This is a genomic window from Pseudomonas cimarronensis, assembly GCF_049331905.1.
Lineage (GTDB): Bacteria > Pseudomonadota > Gammaproteobacteria > Pseudomonadales > Pseudomonadaceae > Aquipseudomonas.
In genome coordinates this window covers 2064696-2081659 of the sequence record NZ_CP186283.1, presented here as the reverse complement: position 1 = coordinate 2081659, position 16964 = coordinate 2064696, and the positions used below count along the sequence as shown (strand labels likewise).

The window sequence follows — 16964 nt, the reverse complement described above, 5'->3', positions numbered from 1 at the left end:
TGAAGCGCCATCCACCGCTAGGCTGACCTACCCGAGAACTTCGCTTAGGGGAATAAACCGCAGGCTATCGCCCTCGGCCAACGTGGTGTTTTCCAACACTTCGGCAAAACCCTCAGCCCAAGCCGCGCTGCGCAGCACCCCGGAACTCTGGTTCGGGTAAGGCACCACCCGGCCATTCTCTAGGCGCGCACGCAGGTATTCGCGACGATTGCCCGGTTTGCTCCAGGTGAAGCCCGCCGGCATCGGAAAGCCCAACGGCTCGACCCGCTGCACGCCCAAGCGGCGCAACAGATAAGGCCGGGCCAGCAGGCCGAAGGTCACCAGGGTCGAAGCCGGATTGCCCGGTAGGCCGATCACCGGCACGCCGCGAAACTGCCCACAGGTCAACGGTTTGCCCGGTTTGATCGCCAGCTTCCACAGCGCCAGTTCGCCCTCTTCGCGCAACGCCATACCGAGGAAATCCGCCTCGCCCACCGACACGCCGCCAGTGGAGAGAATCAGATCAACATCACTCAGCGCAGCCAGCGCCGAACGCGTCTTTTCCAGGTCATCAACCAAGATACCGCCGTCCACCACCTCGCAGCCCAGACGCTGCAACCAGGCGATCAGCACGCGGCGATTGCTGTTGTAGATCTGCCCCGGCCCCAGCGGCTGACCCGGTTCGACCAGCTCATCACCTGTGGACAACACGGCTACTCGCGGCCGTCGGCGCACAGTCAATTCAGCGCATCCCAGGGATGCAGCCAGTCCCAGCTCGATCGGGCCTAGACGCGTGCCAGCCGGCAATACGCTATCGCCAACACGGGTTTCCTGACCCTGAGCGCGCACGTTCTGCCCGAGTTTCAACGGCTCGCTAAAGGCGACGCGGCCGTCTTCGCCGAGCACAGCGTTTTCCTGCATTTCCACGCTATCAGCGCCGGCTGGCAGCGGGGCGCCGGTAAAGATCCGCGCGCAGGAGCCAGGCTGTAACGGCTGTGGCGCACTGCCGGCCTGGATGCGTTGGCTGACGACCAGCGGCTCACCGCTCCAATCGGCCAGACGCAAGGCGTAACCGTCCATCGCGCTATTGTCCCAGGGCGGCAGATCCAGTTTGGCAATCAGCGGCTCAGCCAGCACGCGGCCAGCAGCGTCATGCAAGCTGACCGGCTCGGTTTCAACAATTGCCGACGCCTCGGCCTGCGCCAGCAAACGCGCCAGCGCTGCCTCGACGGGCATCAAGCCAGGTTTGTCACAGCAGCTCATCCACGGCTCTCGCAGGCGGCCACCGACTTAAGGTGCGGAACGAAATTGCACGGACGATGGCGGTTATCCAGCTGCTCGCCAAGGATGCCATCCCAGGCGGTGCGGCAGGCGTTGGTCGAACCCGGCAGGCAGCACACCAGGGTGCCATTGGCCAGGCCGGCCAGGGCGCGGGACTGAATAGTCGAGGTGCCGATATCAGGTACGGAAATCTGCCGGAACAGCTCGCCGAAACCGTCCACGTGTTTATCCAGCAGACAGCTCACCGCTTCCGGCGTGCTATCGCGACCGGTAAAGCCGGTGCCACCGGTAATCAGCACCACCTGGACCTGATCCTCGGCAATCCAGGTGGCGACCTGGGCACGGATCTTGTACAGATCGTCCTTGAGCAATACCCGGGCAGCAAGCTGATGGCCAACCGCTTGCAGGCGATCAACAAACAGCTGGCCGGAGGTGTCAGTCTCCAGGCTGCGGGTATCACTGACGGTCAACACCGCGATATTCAAGGGCACGAAATGTGCCTCGGCCTTGTGGTTCATGGCAGGCTTCCAGTTATGGGCGATAATGCCCGCCGTTATATCACAGGCCCGCCGCTGGAGGCTTCGCCATGCCCGTTCCCGATGCCCTGCCCGACTGCTCCGTGTTGCTGCTGGCTGGTGGTCGTGGTCAACGCATGGGCGGTGCCGACAAGGGCCTGCTTGACTGGCAGGGCCGCCCGCTGATTGCCTGGCTGCATGAGCGGGTACGCCCCTTGACCGACGACCTGATCATCTCCTGCAACCGTAACGCCGAGCGCTATGCACCCTTTGCTGATCGTCTGGTCAGTGATGAGGCAGCGGACTATCAAGGCCCACTTGCAGGGATTCGTGCCGGCCTGCGTGTGGCCCGGCATGCCAACCTGTTGATCCTACCGTGCGATGCGCCACAGCTGGACAACGCGCTGTTGCAGGCCCTGCTGAGCCAGATCGGTGAGCGCGCAGTGGTGCTCCGTCAGGGCGAATTTCTCGAGCCGCTGTTCAGCATCATCCCCTGCACCCTGCAGGCTGATCTGGAGCGCGCCTGGCAGGCCGGAGAACGCAGCCCGCAACGCTGGTTGCGCGGCTTGGCACCACTGACCATCAACTGCCCACCCGGTGATCCGCGCCTGGCCAATCTGAACACACCGGAATTGCTTGCAGCGGCGCAGCAGCTGCCATCAGGGAACTTGACTGGCAAAAATTCGTCACACGCTGGGTAAAAACTTTATCAATCAAGGAGAACCCCATGACTCAGCGGATTATTCCGGCATTGCTGCTTACCTTGGGCCTGGTCGCGCTGACAGGTTGTGCATCGCCAACGGTGATCACCCTCAATGATGGCCGCGAAATCCAGACCATCGACGAGCCATATTTCGATGAGGATTCGGGCTTCTACGAATTCGAACAACTCGATGGCAAACGCGCCAAGGTCAACAAGGATCAGGTGCGCACCCTCAAGGAGTTGTAAGTCGATATCCCTGGCGGCACATGGCAGCTTTTGCTCCGCCGCCAGGCTTCAGCCAACGCATTTGCAGCGCCTGGTCGATAGAAAAAATTAAAAGCTAACCCCTTGTGCAGTAAAACTTTTTCAGTACAATCTCGACCCATTCGGAGTGTAGCGCAGCTTGGTAGCGCGTCTCGTTCGGGACGAGAAGGTCGCAGGTTCGAATCCTGTCTCTCCGACCAAATCCCATAAAAATGCCCGCTTAATTGCGGGCTTTTTTATGGGCGACAGAAAAGCCTATTCCAGACTTTCGAACGCCCGCACCAGGGCTTTGCTGAGGTCGACAGTGGAGAACTTGGTCAGCACATCGTTGGCGCCCACCGCATTGGCTTTTTCGGTGTTCATGGTGCTGTCGAGCGAGGTGTGCAAGAGCACGTAGATATCACCGATGTCAGGCTTTTTGCGCAACGTGCGAACCAGGTCGTAGCCATCCATTTCTGGCATCTCGATATCCGACACCAGCACCTCGATTGGTTGGCCCGCCGCATAGTGTGCCTGCAACAACTCCAGCGCAGCCGCGGCACTGCGCACCATCTGGCAGTCCAGCTCAAGCTTGCGCAGGGTAATCATGGTCTGCTGCAACGCCACCTGAGAATCATCCACCACCAGTACCCGACGCCCTCTGAGCAGTGCGCGCTCGCGCTCGGAGAGCAATTGTTCATCGATGTCTTCAACCAGTGCTGGAGCCAATTCGTGCAGCACTTTCTCGATATCGAGAATCTGCACGATCTTGCCGTCGATCTGCGTCACCCCGGTGATAAAAGCGGCACGGCCAGAGCCAGCCGGCGGCGGGCGAACGTCTCGGGTGTAGCACTGCACGATACGTTCGACGCTCTGCACATGCAGGCCTTGGCGCGAGCGACTGAATTCGGTGACGATCAGGCAGCCGTCATGATTACCTGGAACGCCCTGCTCACCAATCGCCTTGCCCAGATCGATTACCGTCAGTGCTGAGCCGCGCAAGGTTGCCACACCGCGTACATGAGGGTGCCGACTGGGCAATTTGGTCAGCGTTGGGCAGGGAATGATTTCCTGCACCTTGAGCAGGTTGATACCCAACAGACGGCCGCTGTGCAGACGAAACAGCAACAGTGACAAGGCGTCACCCAGCACCATGCTCATGCGTATGATCCCTGTAGAAGTGCTATCCCTGCCCACACGCTATGCATGGGCATCACGCAAGAATTCGACGATGTGCTCAGCTTCAAACGGCCAGTTCAACTCGGCCCCGGTATCGACACGGCGCAATACGGGAATACGCAGGCCGTAGCCTTCAACCATATGCTCCTGTTCGGCGATATCAATCAGCTCAACCAGCAGGCCGTGCTCGACAAAGGGCATCAGCAACGCTTCTGCCACCTCACACAGGTGGCAGCCGAGCGTACCGAATAACTGACATTCTGGGAGCATCTGCGCACCTCCACTGACGACTGGAGGTGCAGTTTAGCATTGCCCATGGCTTACACGTCTGCTGACTTACTGCTGTCTAGCGCGGGGTTAAGCAGGCTTTGCAGGCCATCGAGCAGCCGGTTATTAAGCTGTTCGGCCTTGTCCAGACGCGCACTGTCGAAACGCTCATCCAGCGAGAAGCCGCCCTTGAGCAGATCCAGCAGGTTGCCCTTGGCGCTGCCTTCTTCGGCCAGCTGATTGGCGCTGCGCAGTGCCTCAAGCAGGCCTTGGGCATAGTCGATCAGCGAGCTGTTCACCGCGCTGGCCGCCTGACCGCCATCCTGGGCAACAGCGCTGTAGGCATCGGTGGCCTGGCGTACGGTGGTCTGGGTCAGGCGTAGAGACATCGACGCCAGTTGTTCGCCATCCATTTCCAGGGCCATGGCGCGGTCGAAGGCGCCGGACAGATCGCCGGCATAGAAATTGTTGGAGAGGTCCTGAACCTGACTGAAGAGTTTCTCTAACGCGCCACGCTCCTCATCATCCAGTTCACCTTCAACACTGACCTGCCAGGCACCGATCTGCAGACTGCCGGACTGGCTGCTGGCTACCAGCGAGCTGGTCTTGCCGTCACTGCTGGCAGCCACTGCGCTCTGCGACCAGTTGGCCGAAGCCTGGGCGATGGAGATGCGCAGGCGATCACCATCACGGGTGGTCACTTGCATCTCGAAGGTTTCCGCCTTGGCGGCGAAGCGCTCGCTGTAGGCCGCTACGGCAACATTACCGGTACTGGCTGGAGTGCTCGGGTTGAAGCGTTTATCCAGGGCACTGAAGCCATCCTGGATTTTCTGGTAAGTGTCATCGATATCGCTCGCCACTTTGCCTTGCAGCACACCCATGCCGTCGAGAATCTTGCGGGCTTCGGCAAAGCCCTTTTCCACCCCACTGCGCGCCTGCTCCAGCAAGCCTTGCAGCTTGCTCGGGTCCGCGCCCGCCGCTTGCTCACTCTGCAGGCGCTGCTCGATAAAGCCCAGAATCCGTCCGGCGACCTTCTCCGGGGTGTAGTCATTGGCTTTACCCGCCAGGGCGCCAGGCTCAAGGCCAAGGCGATCAGCCAGACGATTGGCCAAGGTGGCCTGTGCATCGGCAGCCGGATTACGGACGGGCGGCTGGGCAGTAGCCGCAGCAGAACGGGATGGGGAAGATAAAAGCGAGGCCAGCGGGTTCATGGCAAAGTACCTGGGCGGTGTATCTGACTGGTTGGCGGCCGCCAAGCGGGAAACTTTAACGCCAGCACCGGCCAACCGATCAACGGCACAGCTCGCCTGCTAGAGCATTTGTTCACATGCGCCCGCACTGCTCTTGCCGGGCTATCAGCGGGCAGGCAGACCAAAGTCTAAAAGCCAAGCATCAGCCCCCATGCTTTATTGCGCCTCGCTGTAACAGATCGGCCACAAACCGACCCGCACACACGAGGAGCTAAGAATAATGACTCAATCTCCCCTCGCCCGCGCTGTGGCCTTCGCCACACTGGGCACCTGCCTCACCCTGCCGTCGCTGGCACAAGCCGAATTTATCAAGGACAGCAAAGCCACCCTTGAGCTACGCAATTTCTATATGAACCGCGACCTGCGTAACAGCACTGCGGTGCAGCAATCGAAACGCGAAGAATGGGCCCAGGGCTTTCTCCTGAAAGCCGAGTCGGGCTTTACCGAAGGCACCGTGGGTTTTGGTCTGGATGCTTACGCAGGGCTGGGCCTGAAACTCGACTCGTCTGATGAGCGCGCCGGAACCAACCTGCTACCAAACGGTTTTGGCGACGAAGGCCCGGGCCAGTATTCCGAAGCCACCGCAGCAGCCAAGGTACGCCTGTCCAAGACAGTCGGCAAAGTCGGCGGACTGATGCCTAAGTTGCCTATCGTAGCGTCTGGTGATTCACGCCTGCTGCCACAGGTTTTTAACGGCGCGATGATCACCTCCCAGGAGATCGACGGCCTGACCCTAAACGGTGGCCAGTTGCGCGAGGTGAACTTCCGTAACTCCACCGACAGCCAGGACATCACCGCCACCAACGTCGGCGGTGTGAGTGACCGCTACAACTTCGCCGGCGGCGACTACAAATTCAACGCCGGAAACACCACCGTAGGTTTGTGGTACGGCGAGCTGGAAAATATCTACGACCAGAAGCTGTATAACCTCATCCACGTACAACCCATCGGTGACTGGAAGCTGGGTGCCAACCTGGCCTACTTCGACTCCCAGGACAACGGCAGCAAACGGGGCGGCAAGCTGGACAATGACCTGACGTCGGTCAACCTCTGGGCTGGCACAGGTGCACACACCTTCCGCCTGGGTTACCAGAAGGTCGGCGGCGACAACGCCTTCCCGTTCCTTACCGAAACCGATCCTTACATCGTCAACTACCTGCAAATTCTGGACTTCACCCGCAAGGACGAGAAATCCTGGCAGGCACGCTACGACATCAACTTCGCCAACTACGGCGTACCCGGCCTGAATGCCTTTGTGCGTTACGTCACCGGCGATGACTTCGATGGCGCTGGTGGCCGTGATGGCAAGGAATGGGAACGCGACTTCGATGTCAGCTACACCATTCAGGAAGGGACTTTCAAAAATCTGGCATTCCGCTGGCGTAATGCGATGGTACGCAGCAACGCAGCAGCAACCGGTGGCGACCTCGACGAAAACCGTCTGATCGTCAGCTACACCCTGCCGCTGTTCTGAGTCTCACGACTTAAGCAGTAGCCATAAAAAAGGCCCGGATACGCTCCGGGCCTTTTGCTTGATGCTTATTGATCAATCCTGGCTGATGGCGCCAATCTTGTGCACCGAGAGGTCAGCACCGTAGTACTCCTGCTCCTGGCTCAGACGAATGCCGACGGTCGCTTTCAGCACACCGTACACCAGCACGCCGCCAATCAAGGCCACCACCACGCCGAGCGCAGTGCCGATAAACTGGCTGGCCAGGCTGACACCGCCCAGACCGCCGAGCATTTCCTGGCCGAAGATGCCGCAGGCAATCCCACCCCACACACCGCACAGACCGTGCAACGGCCATACGCCCAGCACGTCGTCGATCTTCCATTTCACCTGGGTCGCAGTGAACGCCCAGACGAACAGCGCACCTGCAATCGCACCGGTAATCAGCGCGCCAACCGGGTGCATCAGATCGGAACCGGCGCACACCGCCACAAGACCAGCCAGCGGGCCGTTGTGCAGAAAGCCTGGGTCATTACGGCCTACAAGCAAGGCCGCTACCGTACCGCCGACCATCGCCATCAGGGTGTTGACCGCCACCAGGCCACTGACGCTGCCCAGGGTCTGGGCACTCATCACGTTGAAGCCGAACCAGCCGATGATCAGGATCCACGAGCCCAGCGCCAGAAACGGAATATTCGACGGTGCAAAAGCCACCAGACGGCCGTCACGGTAACGCCCATCCCGACGCCCCAGCAGAATCACTGCGCCGAAGGCCAGCCAGCCACCCATCGCGTGCACCACCACGGAACCGGCAAAGTCATGGAAGGTGGCGCCGAACTGCGCCTCCAGCCAGGCCTGCACACCGTAGTTGCCGTTCCAGATCATGCCCTCGAAGAAGGGGTAGACGAAGGCCACGATCAGCACCGTGGCACACAGCTGCGGGCCGAACTTGGCACGCTCGGCGATACCACCGGAAATGATCGCTGGAATGGCCGCAGCAAAGGTCAGCAGGAAGAAGAACTTCACCAGGGCATAACCATTGCCTTCGGTCAGCACACTGGCTGGCTCAAGGAAGGTCACGCCATAGGCGATCCAGTACCCGACAAAGAAATAGGCCAGGGCCGACACGGCAAAGTCGGAGATGATTTTTGACAAGGCGTTGACCTGGTTTTTCTGCCGTACGGTGCCCACTTCGAGGAAGGCAAAACCGGCGTGCATGGCCAGCACCATCACCGCACCAAGCAGAATAAACAGGGTATTGGAGCCGTGAATCAGGGTTTCCACAGCACTGTTGATGTTATCCATCTGCGAAGAAAACTCCGTCGCGGGAAAAAGCACCAAAGCGGATCACGCAGCGGAAATTACGCACCATATGGCAGCAATTACCGTATCCCGCTTAACCGACCCCAGCCCCTCACAGCACCAAGACGGTGCCGTTCAAACCTGTTATCGAAGTACTTAATCCATAGTTATTAATGAGTTATTGCTGCACCACAGCTTCCTGGCCAGACTTCCAGCAGCCCCATAACGGAGCGCATCATCAAGTGCGCGCACCAGCACAATGCAAACGCTGTACCAGCCCTTGCCACGCAGGCAGCACGGCAATCGGCAGAAAAAAGGAACCACTGCTTCCTGGGGCACTCGAACCCCTACACTGTTGCCTTCCGAAGGAGAAACACCATGGCCCGTAAAACCACGACTCCCGCCAGCAAGGACCAACTGCTCGAAGAATTCCAGGCGCTGGTCAGCGACACCGAACGCCTGCTGCAGCACTCTGCCAGCCTGGCCGGCGATCAGGCCGAGGAGCTGCGCGAGCAGATCCGCAGCAGCCTCGGCCGCGCCCGCGGCACCCTGCACAACGCTGAAGCAGCCCTGCACGAACGAGGCAAGGCGGCTATTGAAGCCACCGAAGGCTATGTGCAGACTCACCCGTGGCAAACCCTCGGCATTGCTGCCGCCATCGGCCTGTTGCTGGGTATGCTGATTTCCCGGCGCTAAAGAGAAATGCAATGGATGCAACACCACCTACCCCACCGAGCCGTGGCAGTTCGCCACGGCGCTTCGCCGGTGCCCTGCTGGGCCTGCTCCAAGGCCATATCGCGCTGTTCGCGGAAGAACTCAAAGAACAGCAGAGCCATACCCTGAGCCTGCTGGTGCTGACCAGCCTGAGCCTGCTGTTCGGCCTGCTGCTGTTGATCGGTTTGTCCGCCGCGCTGCTGATTGCCTTCTGGGACAGCCACCGCCTGCTGGTCATCAGTGGACTGTGCGTGTTCTATGCGCTGGCCATGCTCAGCGCACTGATCACGCTCCTGCTGCGCGTACGCAATGCCCCAGCGCCCTTCAGCGCCAGCCTGGAAGAACTGGCCCGTGACCGTGAGCAACTGCTGCCATGAATCTGCCCGAACTACCGGCCAACGCCTCTCGCCGTGAGCTGCGCAAAACCCTGCTGCGCATGCGCCTGGAAATGCACCGTCAGGAACTGCGCCACGAAGCCCTGGTGATGCTGCAACCACTGCGCCAGGCACAGCAGTTGCGCCAACACTGGCGTACAGAGCTGCACGGCAGCAATGCACCACTTTGGGTCGCTGGCGGCGCCTTGTTGTTGGCCACCCTGGGTATTCGTAAGGGGCATTGGCGCCGCTGGTTGCGCATTGCACTGATCGCCTTCCCCCTGCTACGGCGTCATCCGCCTCGTCAGCCGGACGCAGCAGCAGCCCCACATAAAGATGGTGAAGCAGGGGATTAATCTGGCCACGATCTTGCTTAGTGACTTGGCTTAGCCGCCCGCTGGGGCATTTGCCTGCCTAAGGAACCGTGCAGTGTTCAATGGTCAACCGCTTGCTGTTTTCCAACCCTTTATCGACACCGCCACCGGTCGTATTGCCGGTGTCGAAGCGCTGGCGCGTTTACGCAGCGATGATGGACAACTGCATTCGGCAGGCCCGCTGTTCAGTGACCCGAAGACGCCGCCAGCAGCCCTGCGCCGCCTTGACCGGCAGGTGCGCGAGCACGCATTGGCAGGTTTTCATCAAGCGCCCGAGGACTGGTTCCTCAGCCTGAATATCTCGCCCCGCTGGATCAGTCGCCTGCGCCCCGAGCAGCCCTTGCCCAGCCTCAAGCAGCTGCAGCACAGCGGCATCGACCCAGCGCGAATCGTCTTCGAAATCACCGAACTAGGCGGGGCCAGCGCCCGCCTGCCCGGCGTGGTGGAGCGCTACCGGCAAGCCGGCGCACGGATTGCCATCGACGACTTCGGCGCGGGCTATTCGCAACTCGACCGGGTGCTGGCCCTGCAACCGGACATACTCAAACTGGACATGCGCCTGTTCCAGCAGGCCGCCCGTGGCGGCCCCAGCAGCGAGGTGGTCAAGGCCTTGGCGCAAATGGCGGAAAAGACCGGCTGCTGGATCATTGCCGAAGGTGTGGAAACCGAAGCCGAGCTGGATTTTGCCCTCGAGTGCGGCGCGCGCTATGTGCAGGGCTATCTGTTTGCCAAACCCGAAGAAGCCTTTTTCAGCAGCTGCGCTTTCGTCAAACGTTTTGCCCAATTGCGCGACCACTATGTGCAGCAGAAGCTTGCCGAACGCGCTCGCCTGATGACCCTGCGCCAGCAACTCGGCGAGCTGATGAACAGCTTCAAGGTCTGGATCGAAGGCGGCGCGCAGGCCGATCAGTTGCCACAGCCACATGCCACCCCCTGGCTGCTGCGGATCTTCCAGTGCGACCGTCACGGCACCCAACTGACCGCCAACCTGGAATGGCACGACCATACCTGGCACAGCGACAGTCGCTACATCGGCCACAACTGGTCATGGCGCCCCTACTTCTATCAGCTACTGGCCGAAGGCTGGGAAGAACGCCGGCTGATTCTCTCAAGCACCTACCGCGATGCCACCACCAACCAGTACTGCCTGACCGCCGGGCAATTTATCGACAACGGTAAACGCCTGCTGCTGATCGATATCGACGCCGCCGGGTTTTAGCAGCACCTCGCCTTGCATCATCGGCCTAGAACCCCGAAGCTAGCTGCCACAGCCAGGTAACGGCGAGGACAACTCTTGGATTGGCAAACCCTGCTCAACCGTGAACGACTCGGTAAACCGACACACAGCGTCGCCGAACTTGGGCGCACGCCGTTTCACAAAGACCATGACCGCATCATCTTCTCCGGCGCTTTCCGCCGCCTGGGGCGCAAGACCCAGGTGCATCCGGTGTCGAGCAACGACCATATCCACACGCGTCTGACCCACTCGCTGGAAGTCAGCTGCGTCGGCCGCTCGCTGGCCATGCGTGTCGGCGAAATGCTGCGTGATGAGCTACCAGACTGGTGCACGCCGAGCGACCTGGGCATGGTCGTGCAATCCGCCTGCCTGGCCCACGATATCGGCAATCCGCCGTTCGGCCACTCCGGCGAAGACGCCATTCGCCACTGGTTCCAACAAGCCGCCGGGCGCGGCTGGCTGGATGCAATGAGCGATGCCGAACGCGGCGACTTTCTCAATTTCGAAGGCAATGCCCAGGGCTTTCGCGTGCTCACCCAGCTGGAGTACCACCAGTTCGACGGCGGCACACGGCTGACCTACGCCACCCTCGGCACCTACCTCAAGTACCCCTGGACCGCACGCCACGCCGACGCCCTGGGCTACAAGAAGCACAAGTTCGGCTGCTACCAGAGCGAGCTGCCATTGATCGAACAGATCGCCGCCAAACTCGGCCTGCCGCAGTTGGAAGAACAACGCTGGGCACGTCACCCACTGGTCTACCTGATGGAGGCCGCAGACGACATCTGCTACGGCCTGATCGACCTGGAAGACGGCGTCGAGATGGAGCTACTCGACTACACCGAAGTCGAGGCTTTGCTGCTGAATCTGGTCGGCGATGACCTGCCGGAAACCTATCGCCAGCTCGGCCCGAAAGACTCACGCCGACGCAAGCTGGCGATTCTGCGCGGCAAGGCCATCGAGCACCTGACCAATGCCGCCGCCCATGCCTTTGTTGAACAGCAGAATGCACTGCTCGCCGGCACCTTGCAGGGCGATCTGGTCGAGCACATGCACGGCGCGGCCAAGCACTGCGTACAGAGCGCGAAGTCCCTGGCACGTGAGAAGATTTTCCACGACAAGCGCAAAACGCTGCATGAGATCGGCGCCTACACCACGCTGGAGATTCTCCTCAATGCCTTCTGTGGTGCGACACTGGAGCAACACAGTGGGCGTGCGCTGTCGTTCAAGCACCGGCGCATTCTCGACCTGCTCAGCTACTACGCACCAGAACCCGGTTGGCCGCTGTATCGCTCCTTCATGCGGGTGATCGACTTTATCGCCGGCATGACCGACAGCTACGCTACTGAAATGGCCCGTGAGATGACGGGCCGTTCAAGCCCGGTATAAACCATGAGCAGCGTACTGCGACAAACCTTCAGCTGGCATGCCGGGCCTCCCGCCTGGGGCCCGGCCATGGTCGCCGGCCTGGGTTGCGCCCTACCCTTGCTGCTCGGCTTGTTCAGCGCGCATCCCGGCTTTCTCTGGGCCTCGGCCGGGGCCTTCCAGGCGGCGCAGGCCAACCCACTGCATCGCCTGGGCATGCTGCGCATGCTGATGCTCTGCGGTCTGGGAGCCTGCAGCGCTGGTCTGGGTTTCTGGTCCGCCAGCCACCCTTATGCCAGCCTGCTGATCTTCGCCCTGTTCGGCTTTCTCCTGGCCTGGTTACAACGCTTTGGCAGTGAAGCCGGCAAGCTGGGCATCGGCCTGGCCATCTGCCTGTGCCTGGGTCAGGGCCAGCAAGGCCTGGGTTCGCTGAACAACCCTTACGCCATCGCCATGCTGTTTATCCTCGGCGGTCTCTGGGTGATGCTCCTGGCCTTCGGCTTGCGCGGCATGCATGGCCTGCGCATGTGGCCGTACATGCCGCGCTTCATCAGCATCTTCAAGGTGCTCAGGCGCCATGCCAAACGTCTGCCGCAGCAGAAGTGGCGCCTGCATGCGCTGGGCTGCACCCTGGCGTTTGCCCTTTCCGGGCTGATCGTCAACCTGGCCGAACTGCACCGTGGCTATTGGCTGACCCTGACGGTGGTGACCACCCTGCAACTGGATTTTCAGGGCAGCCTGGTGCGCGCCGTGCAATCGATCCTCGCCAGCCTGGGCGCGGCAGCGCTGCTGATCCTGCTCGGCCACAGTCTGCAGAACCCGGCCCTGATGGTCGCCACCCTGCTGCCGCTGATCGTCCTCAGCCGCGCCCTGCAGGCCAATCATTACGGGCTGTTCGTACTGCAGACCACGGTGTGCTTTGTGTTGCTGGCCGAAAGCCTGGCGCATGACTGGCAACTGCCACAGGTGCGCCTGTTCAACAGCCTGATTGGCGTAGCCCTGGCCTTGCTGGTGGCACTGCTGGTGTATGGCCTGGAGCGCTGGCTGCAGCGGCGCAACCGGCCACATACCCGCTCCAGCAGCAATCCCGGCACTTCACCGTAATGCACCGCAAAAGTGCAGCGCGCAAGCCCTGCGCAGCCCCTCCTGCCCACCTGAAAAACCTTTAACCCAGCCAGGCAAAGCCACCCAGGCTTCACTATGCTTGGCGCTGGGTTATGGCACTTAAGGATGGGCGCAATGCAGCAGAAGCCAGGATCAAAGGAGCGGCGCTTTCCTCTCCACATCCATATCAGCGTGCTGTTCACCCTACTGTTACTAGGCTCAGGGGTGGTGCTGGGTTTCTTCAACTACCAGCAGACCAGCAATATCATCCTCAGCAGCAGTGATCAGCTGTTCAGCCAGATGCGCAAGGAAGTGCAGGCTGACCTGCGCAACACCTACCAACCCATCCGCTACATGATCAACCTGCTGGCGCGTAACGAGCAGGTTAATGGCCGTGATCGCCACGAGCGCATGATCATGCTGCCAATCTTCGCCCAGGCCCTGCGCGACAACCCCAAGCTGGCGTCGATCTACGTCGGTTATGGCGATGGCGGCTTCTTCATGGTGCGCCCGCTACGCAGCCAGAAACTGCGACAGATCTTCTTCGCCCCCAAAGATGCGGCCTATCAGGTGTGGAGCATTGACCGCATCAGCGAACAGCGCCTGGATTCCGAATACCAGTTCTTCGATGCCCAGCTGCAGCCCATCAGCCGCCGGCAGAACCTCAAGGAAACCTACGACCCACGCCAACGTCCCTGGTATCAGGGCGCACAGCAGAGCGCGGAGCATTTCACCACCGCCCCCTATGCCTTCTTTTCCACCGGGGAGATCGGTACCACCATCGCCCGCAAAAGCGCTGACAGCACCGTGGTGGCCGCCGACCTGACCCTCGATGACCTCTCTGCCACCCTGGCCGCACATCGCCTGACACCCTCCACTGAAGTGGTGCTGTACAGCCCGGACGGCAGCGCCGTGGCCTACCCGGACAGCGCACGCCTGGTCATCCCCGGAGAAACCCTGCAGCTGGCCCAGGTCAAAACACTCAGCCCACTGCTGGCCAGCTTTCTCGATCTGGGCCTGAACGAAGATCGCCAAGGCGCCGTGCAACTGAACCAGCAACGCTGGCAGATCTCCTACACCCAGCTCAACGAGGGTGGTCCCGAGGGGCTGCGCCTGGCTCTGCTGGCACCGGAGCACGAACTGCTGGCCGATGCCTACCGCATCCGCTGGCAAGGCGCGATGCTGACTCTGGGCATCCTGCTGCTGTGCATCCCGATCGGCTGGCTGCTCTCCAATATCCTGGTCAAACCGCTGCGCATGCTGGTCGGAGAAGCCGAAGCCATTCGCAGTTTCAACTTCGACTACCCGGCCAGCGGCCGCTCCTTCGTCAAGGAGGTCGACCAACTGGCAGTGTCGATGGGCAGGATGAAGGAAACCATCTCCAGTTTCCTCGACATTGCCGCCAGCCTGTCGGCAGAAACCCGTTTCGACGCCCTGCTGCGCCGGGTCCTGCGGGAAACCGTCGACCTCAGCGAAGCCAGTGGCGGCCTGCTCTATCTGCGTGATGTCAGCAGCGGTCGCCTGGAACCCCATGGCCTGTTTATCAACGAGCAGCAGCACAACCTGGAAGAACACCGCATCCCCAGCTTTGACCAAGGCGATCCCGCCACACCCAGCTGGCTGGCACAAACCGCCATGGGCGGTGGCAGTGTCACCGTGGCGTTGGGCTTCGAACAGGCACAGGGGTTCCAGAGCCTGCTGCACACCCTCGACAGCCCACGTGCGCATCTGGTCTGCACCGGCCTGCACAATCGTCAGGGGCAGACCCTGGGCGTTCTACTGTTGCTGCATCGCGACACCGGCGATGAAGCTGAACTGGCCATGCTGCGCCCGGAACGCATCGCCTATGTCGAGGCAGTATCTGGCGTGGCGGCGCTGTGCATCGAGAGTCAGCGCCTGCTCGACCAGCAGAAGAAGCTGCTGGACTCCTTTATCCAGCTGATCGCCGGCGCTATCGACGCCAAGAGCCCCTACACCGGCGGCCACTGCCAGCGCGTGCCGGAGCTGACCCTGATGCTGGCCCGCGCTGCGGCCGACAGCCAAGACCCGGCATTCGACACCTACCAGCCCAGCGAGGAAGAGTGGGAAGCCCTGCATATCGCCGCCTGGCTGCATGACTGTGGCAAGGTCACCGTACCCGAATATGTGGTGGACAAGGCCACCAAGCTGGAAACCATCTGCGACCGCATCCATGAGGTGCGCATGCGCTTCGAAGTACTCAAGCGCGATGCCTGGATTGCCTACTGGCAGGGCGTTAGCCAGGGCGGTGAAGCGGCCAGTCTGGCTCAGGTACGCGACGAACTGCTCGCCGCACTGGATGATGAATTTGCCTTTATCGCCCGCTGCAACCTGGGCGGCGAAGCCATGGCCGAGGCTGATCTAGAGCGCCTGCGCAGCATCGCCGCACGGACCTGGACGCGTACCCTGGATGATCGCCTGGGGGTGTCCTGGGAGGAGAACCTGCGCCAGTCACGCTCACCTGCGCAGCCCTTGCCGGTGCAGGAAACCCTGCTCAGCGACAAGCCCGAACACCTGATCGAGCGTCCCGACAGCGAGCTGATTGCCGCCGACAACCCCTGGGGCTTCAAACTCGACGTGCCAGCCTACAAACACAACCGCGGCGAGCTGTACAACCTGGGAATCACCCGCGGCACCCTGACCAATGAAGAACGCTTCATCATCAACGGCCATATGGTGCAGACCATCCGCATGCTCAGCCACCTGCCCTTCCCGCCGCACCTGGCCAACGTTGCCGAAATCGCCGGCGGCCATCATGAAAAAATGGACGGCACGGGTTACCCGAAACGCCTCAAGCGTGAAGACATGAGCCTGCCGGCCAGGATGATGGCGATAGCCGATATCTTCGAAGCGCTGACCGCCGTGGATCGGCCCTACAAGAAAGGCAAACTGCTGTCCGAATCACTCGGCATCATGGCCGGTATGTGCAAAGGCGCGCATATCGATCCAGAGCTGTTCGGGCTGTTCGTGCGAGAGAAGATCTACCTGCAATACGCCGAGCGCTTTTTACGCCCTGAACAGATTGATCAGATCGATGCAGCGAGCGTACTGGCCAAGGCAGGCCTGAGCGGCTGAGGTGAGAGCGTTGAAGCGGGAAAAGCAACAGGGCATGCGCGGGGCATGCCCTGTTCACAGGTTTTAAGCCTGATTGATCGCGTTGTCCGGGTACCAGACGTCGATCAGCGGGCTGGCAGTGAAGTCCACCAGCTCGTTACGGCCTTTCAGCCAGGTTTCAACGGCAGCGCGCTGCTCTTCGCTGACCGAGCCACGCTTGCCCAGGCACACCAGACCGAAGTCATCGCCGCCAACATAACCCAGGCCATTGGCGGTCATGGCGTCACGCAGAAAGTCTTCCAGGAAGGTATCGATGGCAGCATCGCTCAGATCTTCCTTGAAGTTCAGGTTCAGCTCAAAACCCAGCTCCTGGAATTCATCCACGCAGAGTTTTTTGCGCAGACGGCGGGAACGGTTAGTAGCCATGGAACAATCCTCAAGAGTGATAACGCGCGGCACTCTAGCAGTTTCGCGGCTTGCGTGCCCGCTTCGAAGACGACAGGTCAGTCGATAACGCGCAGAAAGCCCCCGCCAACACACGCCGCCAGCACTGGA

General features: G+C 61.0%; 17 protein-coding genes and 1 tRNA gene. 11 read left to right on the top strand and 7 right to left on the bottom strand.

Annotation, left to right across the window (positions count from 1 at the left end):
- Positions 1 to 27: 27 nt before the first annotated feature.
- Both glp and moaB read right to left on the bottom strand, forming a co-directional pair.
- Entirely contained in the window at positions 28 to 1242 is a 1215-nt protein-coding gene (gene glp, locus ACOCLD_RS09665; RefSeq protein WP_422911730.1) for a gephyrin-like molybdotransferase Glp, read from the bottom strand.
- Positions 1239 to 1778 (bottom strand): molybdenum cofactor biosynthesis protein B, encoded by a 540-nt coding sequence (gene moaB / locus ACOCLD_RS09660; protein ID WP_422911729.1) that lies wholly within the window; start codon positions 1776 to 1778, stop codon positions 1239 to 1241. Before moaB ends, glp begins: the two co-directional genes overlap by 4 nt.
- A gap of 68 nt (positions 1779 to 1846) precedes the next feature.
- On the opposite strand from moaB, the gene mobA reads away from it, so the two are divergent.
- The 3 genes from mobA to ACOCLD_RS09645 all read left to right on the top strand — a co-directional run bounded on the left by mobA (position 1847) and on the right by ACOCLD_RS09645 (position 2942).
- On the top strand, positions 1847 to 2476 hold the full coding sequence (mobA, locus tag ACOCLD_RS09655) for a molybdenum cofactor guanylyltransferase MobA (RefSeq protein WP_422911728.1): 630 nt from the start codon (positions 1847 to 1849) through the stop codon (positions 2474 to 2476).
- A 26-nt stretch (positions 2477 to 2502) separates the two neighbouring features.
- Positions 2503 to 2724, top strand: coding sequence for a YgdI/YgdR family lipoprotein (locus tag ACOCLD_RS09650; protein ID WP_422911727.1), 222 nt, complete (start codon positions 2503 to 2505; stop codon positions 2722 to 2724).
- A gap of 141 nt (positions 2725 to 2865) precedes the next feature.
- A tRNA-Pro gene (locus tag ACOCLD_RS09645) sits at positions 2866 to 2942 on the top strand.
- A gap of 55 nt (positions 2943 to 2997) precedes the next feature.
- Here the strand turns inward: ACOCLD_RS09645 and ACOCLD_RS09640 are convergent.
- From ACOCLD_RS09640 to ACOCLD_RS09630, 3 genes are read right to left on the bottom strand one after another with little or no spacing between them, the layout of a single operon-like run.
- Positions 2998 to 3882: a chemotaxis protein CheV gene (locus tag ACOCLD_RS09640; protein ID WP_422911726.1), complete on the bottom strand. Its 885-nt coding sequence runs from the start codon at positions 3880 to 3882 to the stop codon at positions 2998 to 3000.
- Between the two features lie 39 nt (positions 3883 to 3921).
- Positions 3922 to 4170 (bottom strand): glutaredoxin family protein, encoded by a 249-nt coding sequence (locus tag ACOCLD_RS09635; protein WP_257778137.1) that lies wholly within the window; start codon positions 4168 to 4170, stop codon positions 3922 to 3924.
- Between the two features lie 50 nt (positions 4171 to 4220).
- Complete coding sequence (locus ACOCLD_RS09630) at positions 4221 to 5378, bottom strand: DUF5610 domain-containing protein (RefSeq protein ID WP_422911725.1); 1158 nt, start codon at positions 5376 to 5378, stop codon at positions 4221 to 4223.
- A 259-nt stretch (positions 5379 to 5637) separates the two neighbouring features.
- Between ACOCLD_RS09630 and ACOCLD_RS09625 the strand changes: the two genes are divergently transcribed.
- Positions 5638 to 6891, top strand: a complete 1254-nt coding sequence (locus tag ACOCLD_RS09625; protein WP_422911724.1) for an OprD family porin — start codon at positions 5638 to 5640, stop codon at positions 6889 to 6891.
- A 72-nt stretch (positions 6892 to 6963) separates the two neighbouring features.
- On the opposite strand, the gene ACOCLD_RS09620 is transcribed toward ACOCLD_RS09625, so the two are convergent.
- Positions 6964 to 8172: an ammonium transporter gene (locus tag ACOCLD_RS09620; protein ID WP_257778134.1), complete on the bottom strand. Its 1209-nt coding sequence runs from the start codon at positions 8170 to 8172 to the stop codon at positions 6964 to 6966.
- 375 nt (positions 8173 to 8547) lie between these two features.
- Here ACOCLD_RS09620 and ACOCLD_RS09615 point away from each other — a divergent pair, with 375 nt between their 5' ends.
- The 7 genes from ACOCLD_RS09615 (at position 8548) to ACOCLD_RS09585 (ending at position 16430) form a co-directional block, all read left to right on the top strand.
- The gene (locus ACOCLD_RS09615; protein ID WP_233684279.1) at positions 8548 to 8865 is read left to right on the top strand and encodes a DUF883 family protein; all 318 of its coding nucleotides are present in this window, start codon (positions 8548 to 8550) and stop codon (positions 8863 to 8865) included.
- A gap of 11 nt (positions 8866 to 8876) precedes the next feature.
- On the top strand, positions 8877 to 9260 hold the full coding sequence (locus ACOCLD_RS09610) for a phage holin family protein (RefSeq protein ID WP_257778132.1): 384 nt from the start codon (positions 8877 to 8879) through the stop codon (positions 9258 to 9260).
- On the top strand, positions 9257 to 9613 hold the full coding sequence (locus ACOCLD_RS09605) for a hypothetical protein (RefSeq protein ID WP_422911723.1): 357 nt from the start codon (positions 9257 to 9259) through the stop codon (positions 9611 to 9613). Before ACOCLD_RS09610 ends, ACOCLD_RS09605 begins: the two co-directional genes overlap by 4 nt.
- Before the next feature lie 73 nt (positions 9614 to 9686).
- On the top strand, positions 9687 to 10850 hold the full coding sequence (locus ACOCLD_RS09600) for an EAL domain-containing protein (protein ID WP_422911722.1): 1164 nt from the start codon (positions 9687 to 9689) through the stop codon (positions 10848 to 10850).
- Between the two features lie 75 nt (positions 10851 to 10925).
- Positions 10926 to 12257: a deoxyguanosinetriphosphate triphosphohydrolase gene (locus tag ACOCLD_RS09595; protein ID WP_422911721.1), complete on the top strand. Its 1332-nt coding sequence runs from the start codon at positions 10926 to 10928 to the stop codon at positions 12255 to 12257.
- 3 nt (positions 12258 to 12260) lie between these two features.
- The gene (locus ACOCLD_RS09590) at positions 12261 to 13337 is read left to right on the top strand and encodes an FUSC family protein (protein WP_422911720.1); all 1077 of its coding nucleotides are present in this window, start codon (positions 12261 to 12263) and stop codon (positions 13335 to 13337) included.
- 135 nt (positions 13338 to 13472) lie between these two features.
- A complete protein-coding gene (locus ACOCLD_RS09585) occupies positions 13473 to 16430 on the top strand; it encodes an HD domain-containing phosphohydrolase (RefSeq protein WP_422911719.1) in 2958 nt (985 codons plus the stop codon).
- A 63-nt stretch (positions 16431 to 16493) separates the two neighbouring features.
- Here ACOCLD_RS09585 and ACOCLD_RS09580 read toward each other — a convergent pair whose 3' ends face one another.
- Positions 16494 to 16835, bottom strand: coding sequence for a YggL family protein (locus ACOCLD_RS09580; RefSeq protein WP_422911718.1), 342 nt, complete (start codon positions 16833 to 16835; stop codon positions 16494 to 16496).
- Positions 16836 to 16964 lie beyond the last annotated feature (129 nt).

Coding starts and splice junctions, on each gene's coding strand:
- ACOCLD_RS09635 (WP_257778137.1), bottom strand. CDS start 4,170: ATGCTCCCAGAATGTCAGTTATTCGGTACGCTCGGCTGCCACCTGTGT.
- ACOCLD_RS09585 (WP_422911719.1), top strand. CDS start 13,473: ATGCAGCAGAAGCCAGGATCAAAGGAGCGGCGCTTTCCTCTCCACATC.
- ACOCLD_RS09640 (WP_422911726.1), bottom strand. CDS start 3,882: ATGAGCATGGTGCTGGGTGACGCCTTGTCACTGTTGCTGTTTCGTCTG.
- ACOCLD_RS09620 (WP_257778134.1), bottom strand. CDS start 8,172: ATGGATAACATCAACAGTGCTGTGGAAACCCTGATTCACGGCTCCAAT.
- glp (WP_422911730.1), bottom strand. CDS start 1,242: ATGAGCTGCTGTGACAAACCTGGCTTGATGCCCGTCGAGGCAGCGCTG.
- ACOCLD_RS09590 (WP_422911720.1), top strand. CDS start 12,261: ATGAGCAGCGTACTGCGACAAACCTTCAGCTGGCATGCCGGGCCTCCC.
- ACOCLD_RS09615 (WP_233684279.1), top strand. CDS start 8,548: ATGGCCCGTAAAACCACGACTCCCGCCAGCAAGGACCAACTGCTCGAA.
- ACOCLD_RS09610 (WP_257778132.1), top strand. CDS start 8,877: ATGGATGCAACACCACCTACCCCACCGAGCCGTGGCAGTTCGCCACGG.
- ACOCLD_RS09630 (WP_422911725.1), bottom strand. CDS start 5,378: ATGAACCCGCTGGCCTCGCTTTTATCTTCCCCATCCCGTTCTGCTGCG.
- ACOCLD_RS09625 (WP_422911724.1), top strand. CDS start 5,638: ATGACTCAATCTCCCCTCGCCCGCGCTGTGGCCTTCGCCACACTGGGC.
- ACOCLD_RS09650 (WP_422911727.1), top strand. CDS start 2,503: ATGACTCAGCGGATTATTCCGGCATTGCTGCTTACCTTGGGCCTGGTC.
- ACOCLD_RS09580 (WP_422911718.1), bottom strand. CDS start 16,835: ATGGCTACTAACCGTTCCCGCCGTCTGCGCAAAAAACTCTGCGTGGAT.
- moaB (WP_422911729.1), bottom strand. CDS start 1,778: ATGAACCACAAGGCCGAGGCACATTTCGTGCCCTTGAATATCGCGGTG.
- mobA (WP_422911728.1), top strand. CDS start 1,847: ATGCCCGTTCCCGATGCCCTGCCCGACTGCTCCGTGTTGCTGCTGGCT.
- ACOCLD_RS09605 (WP_422911723.1), top strand. CDS start 9,257: ATGAATCTGCCCGAACTACCGGCCAACGCCTCTCGCCGTGAGCTGCGC.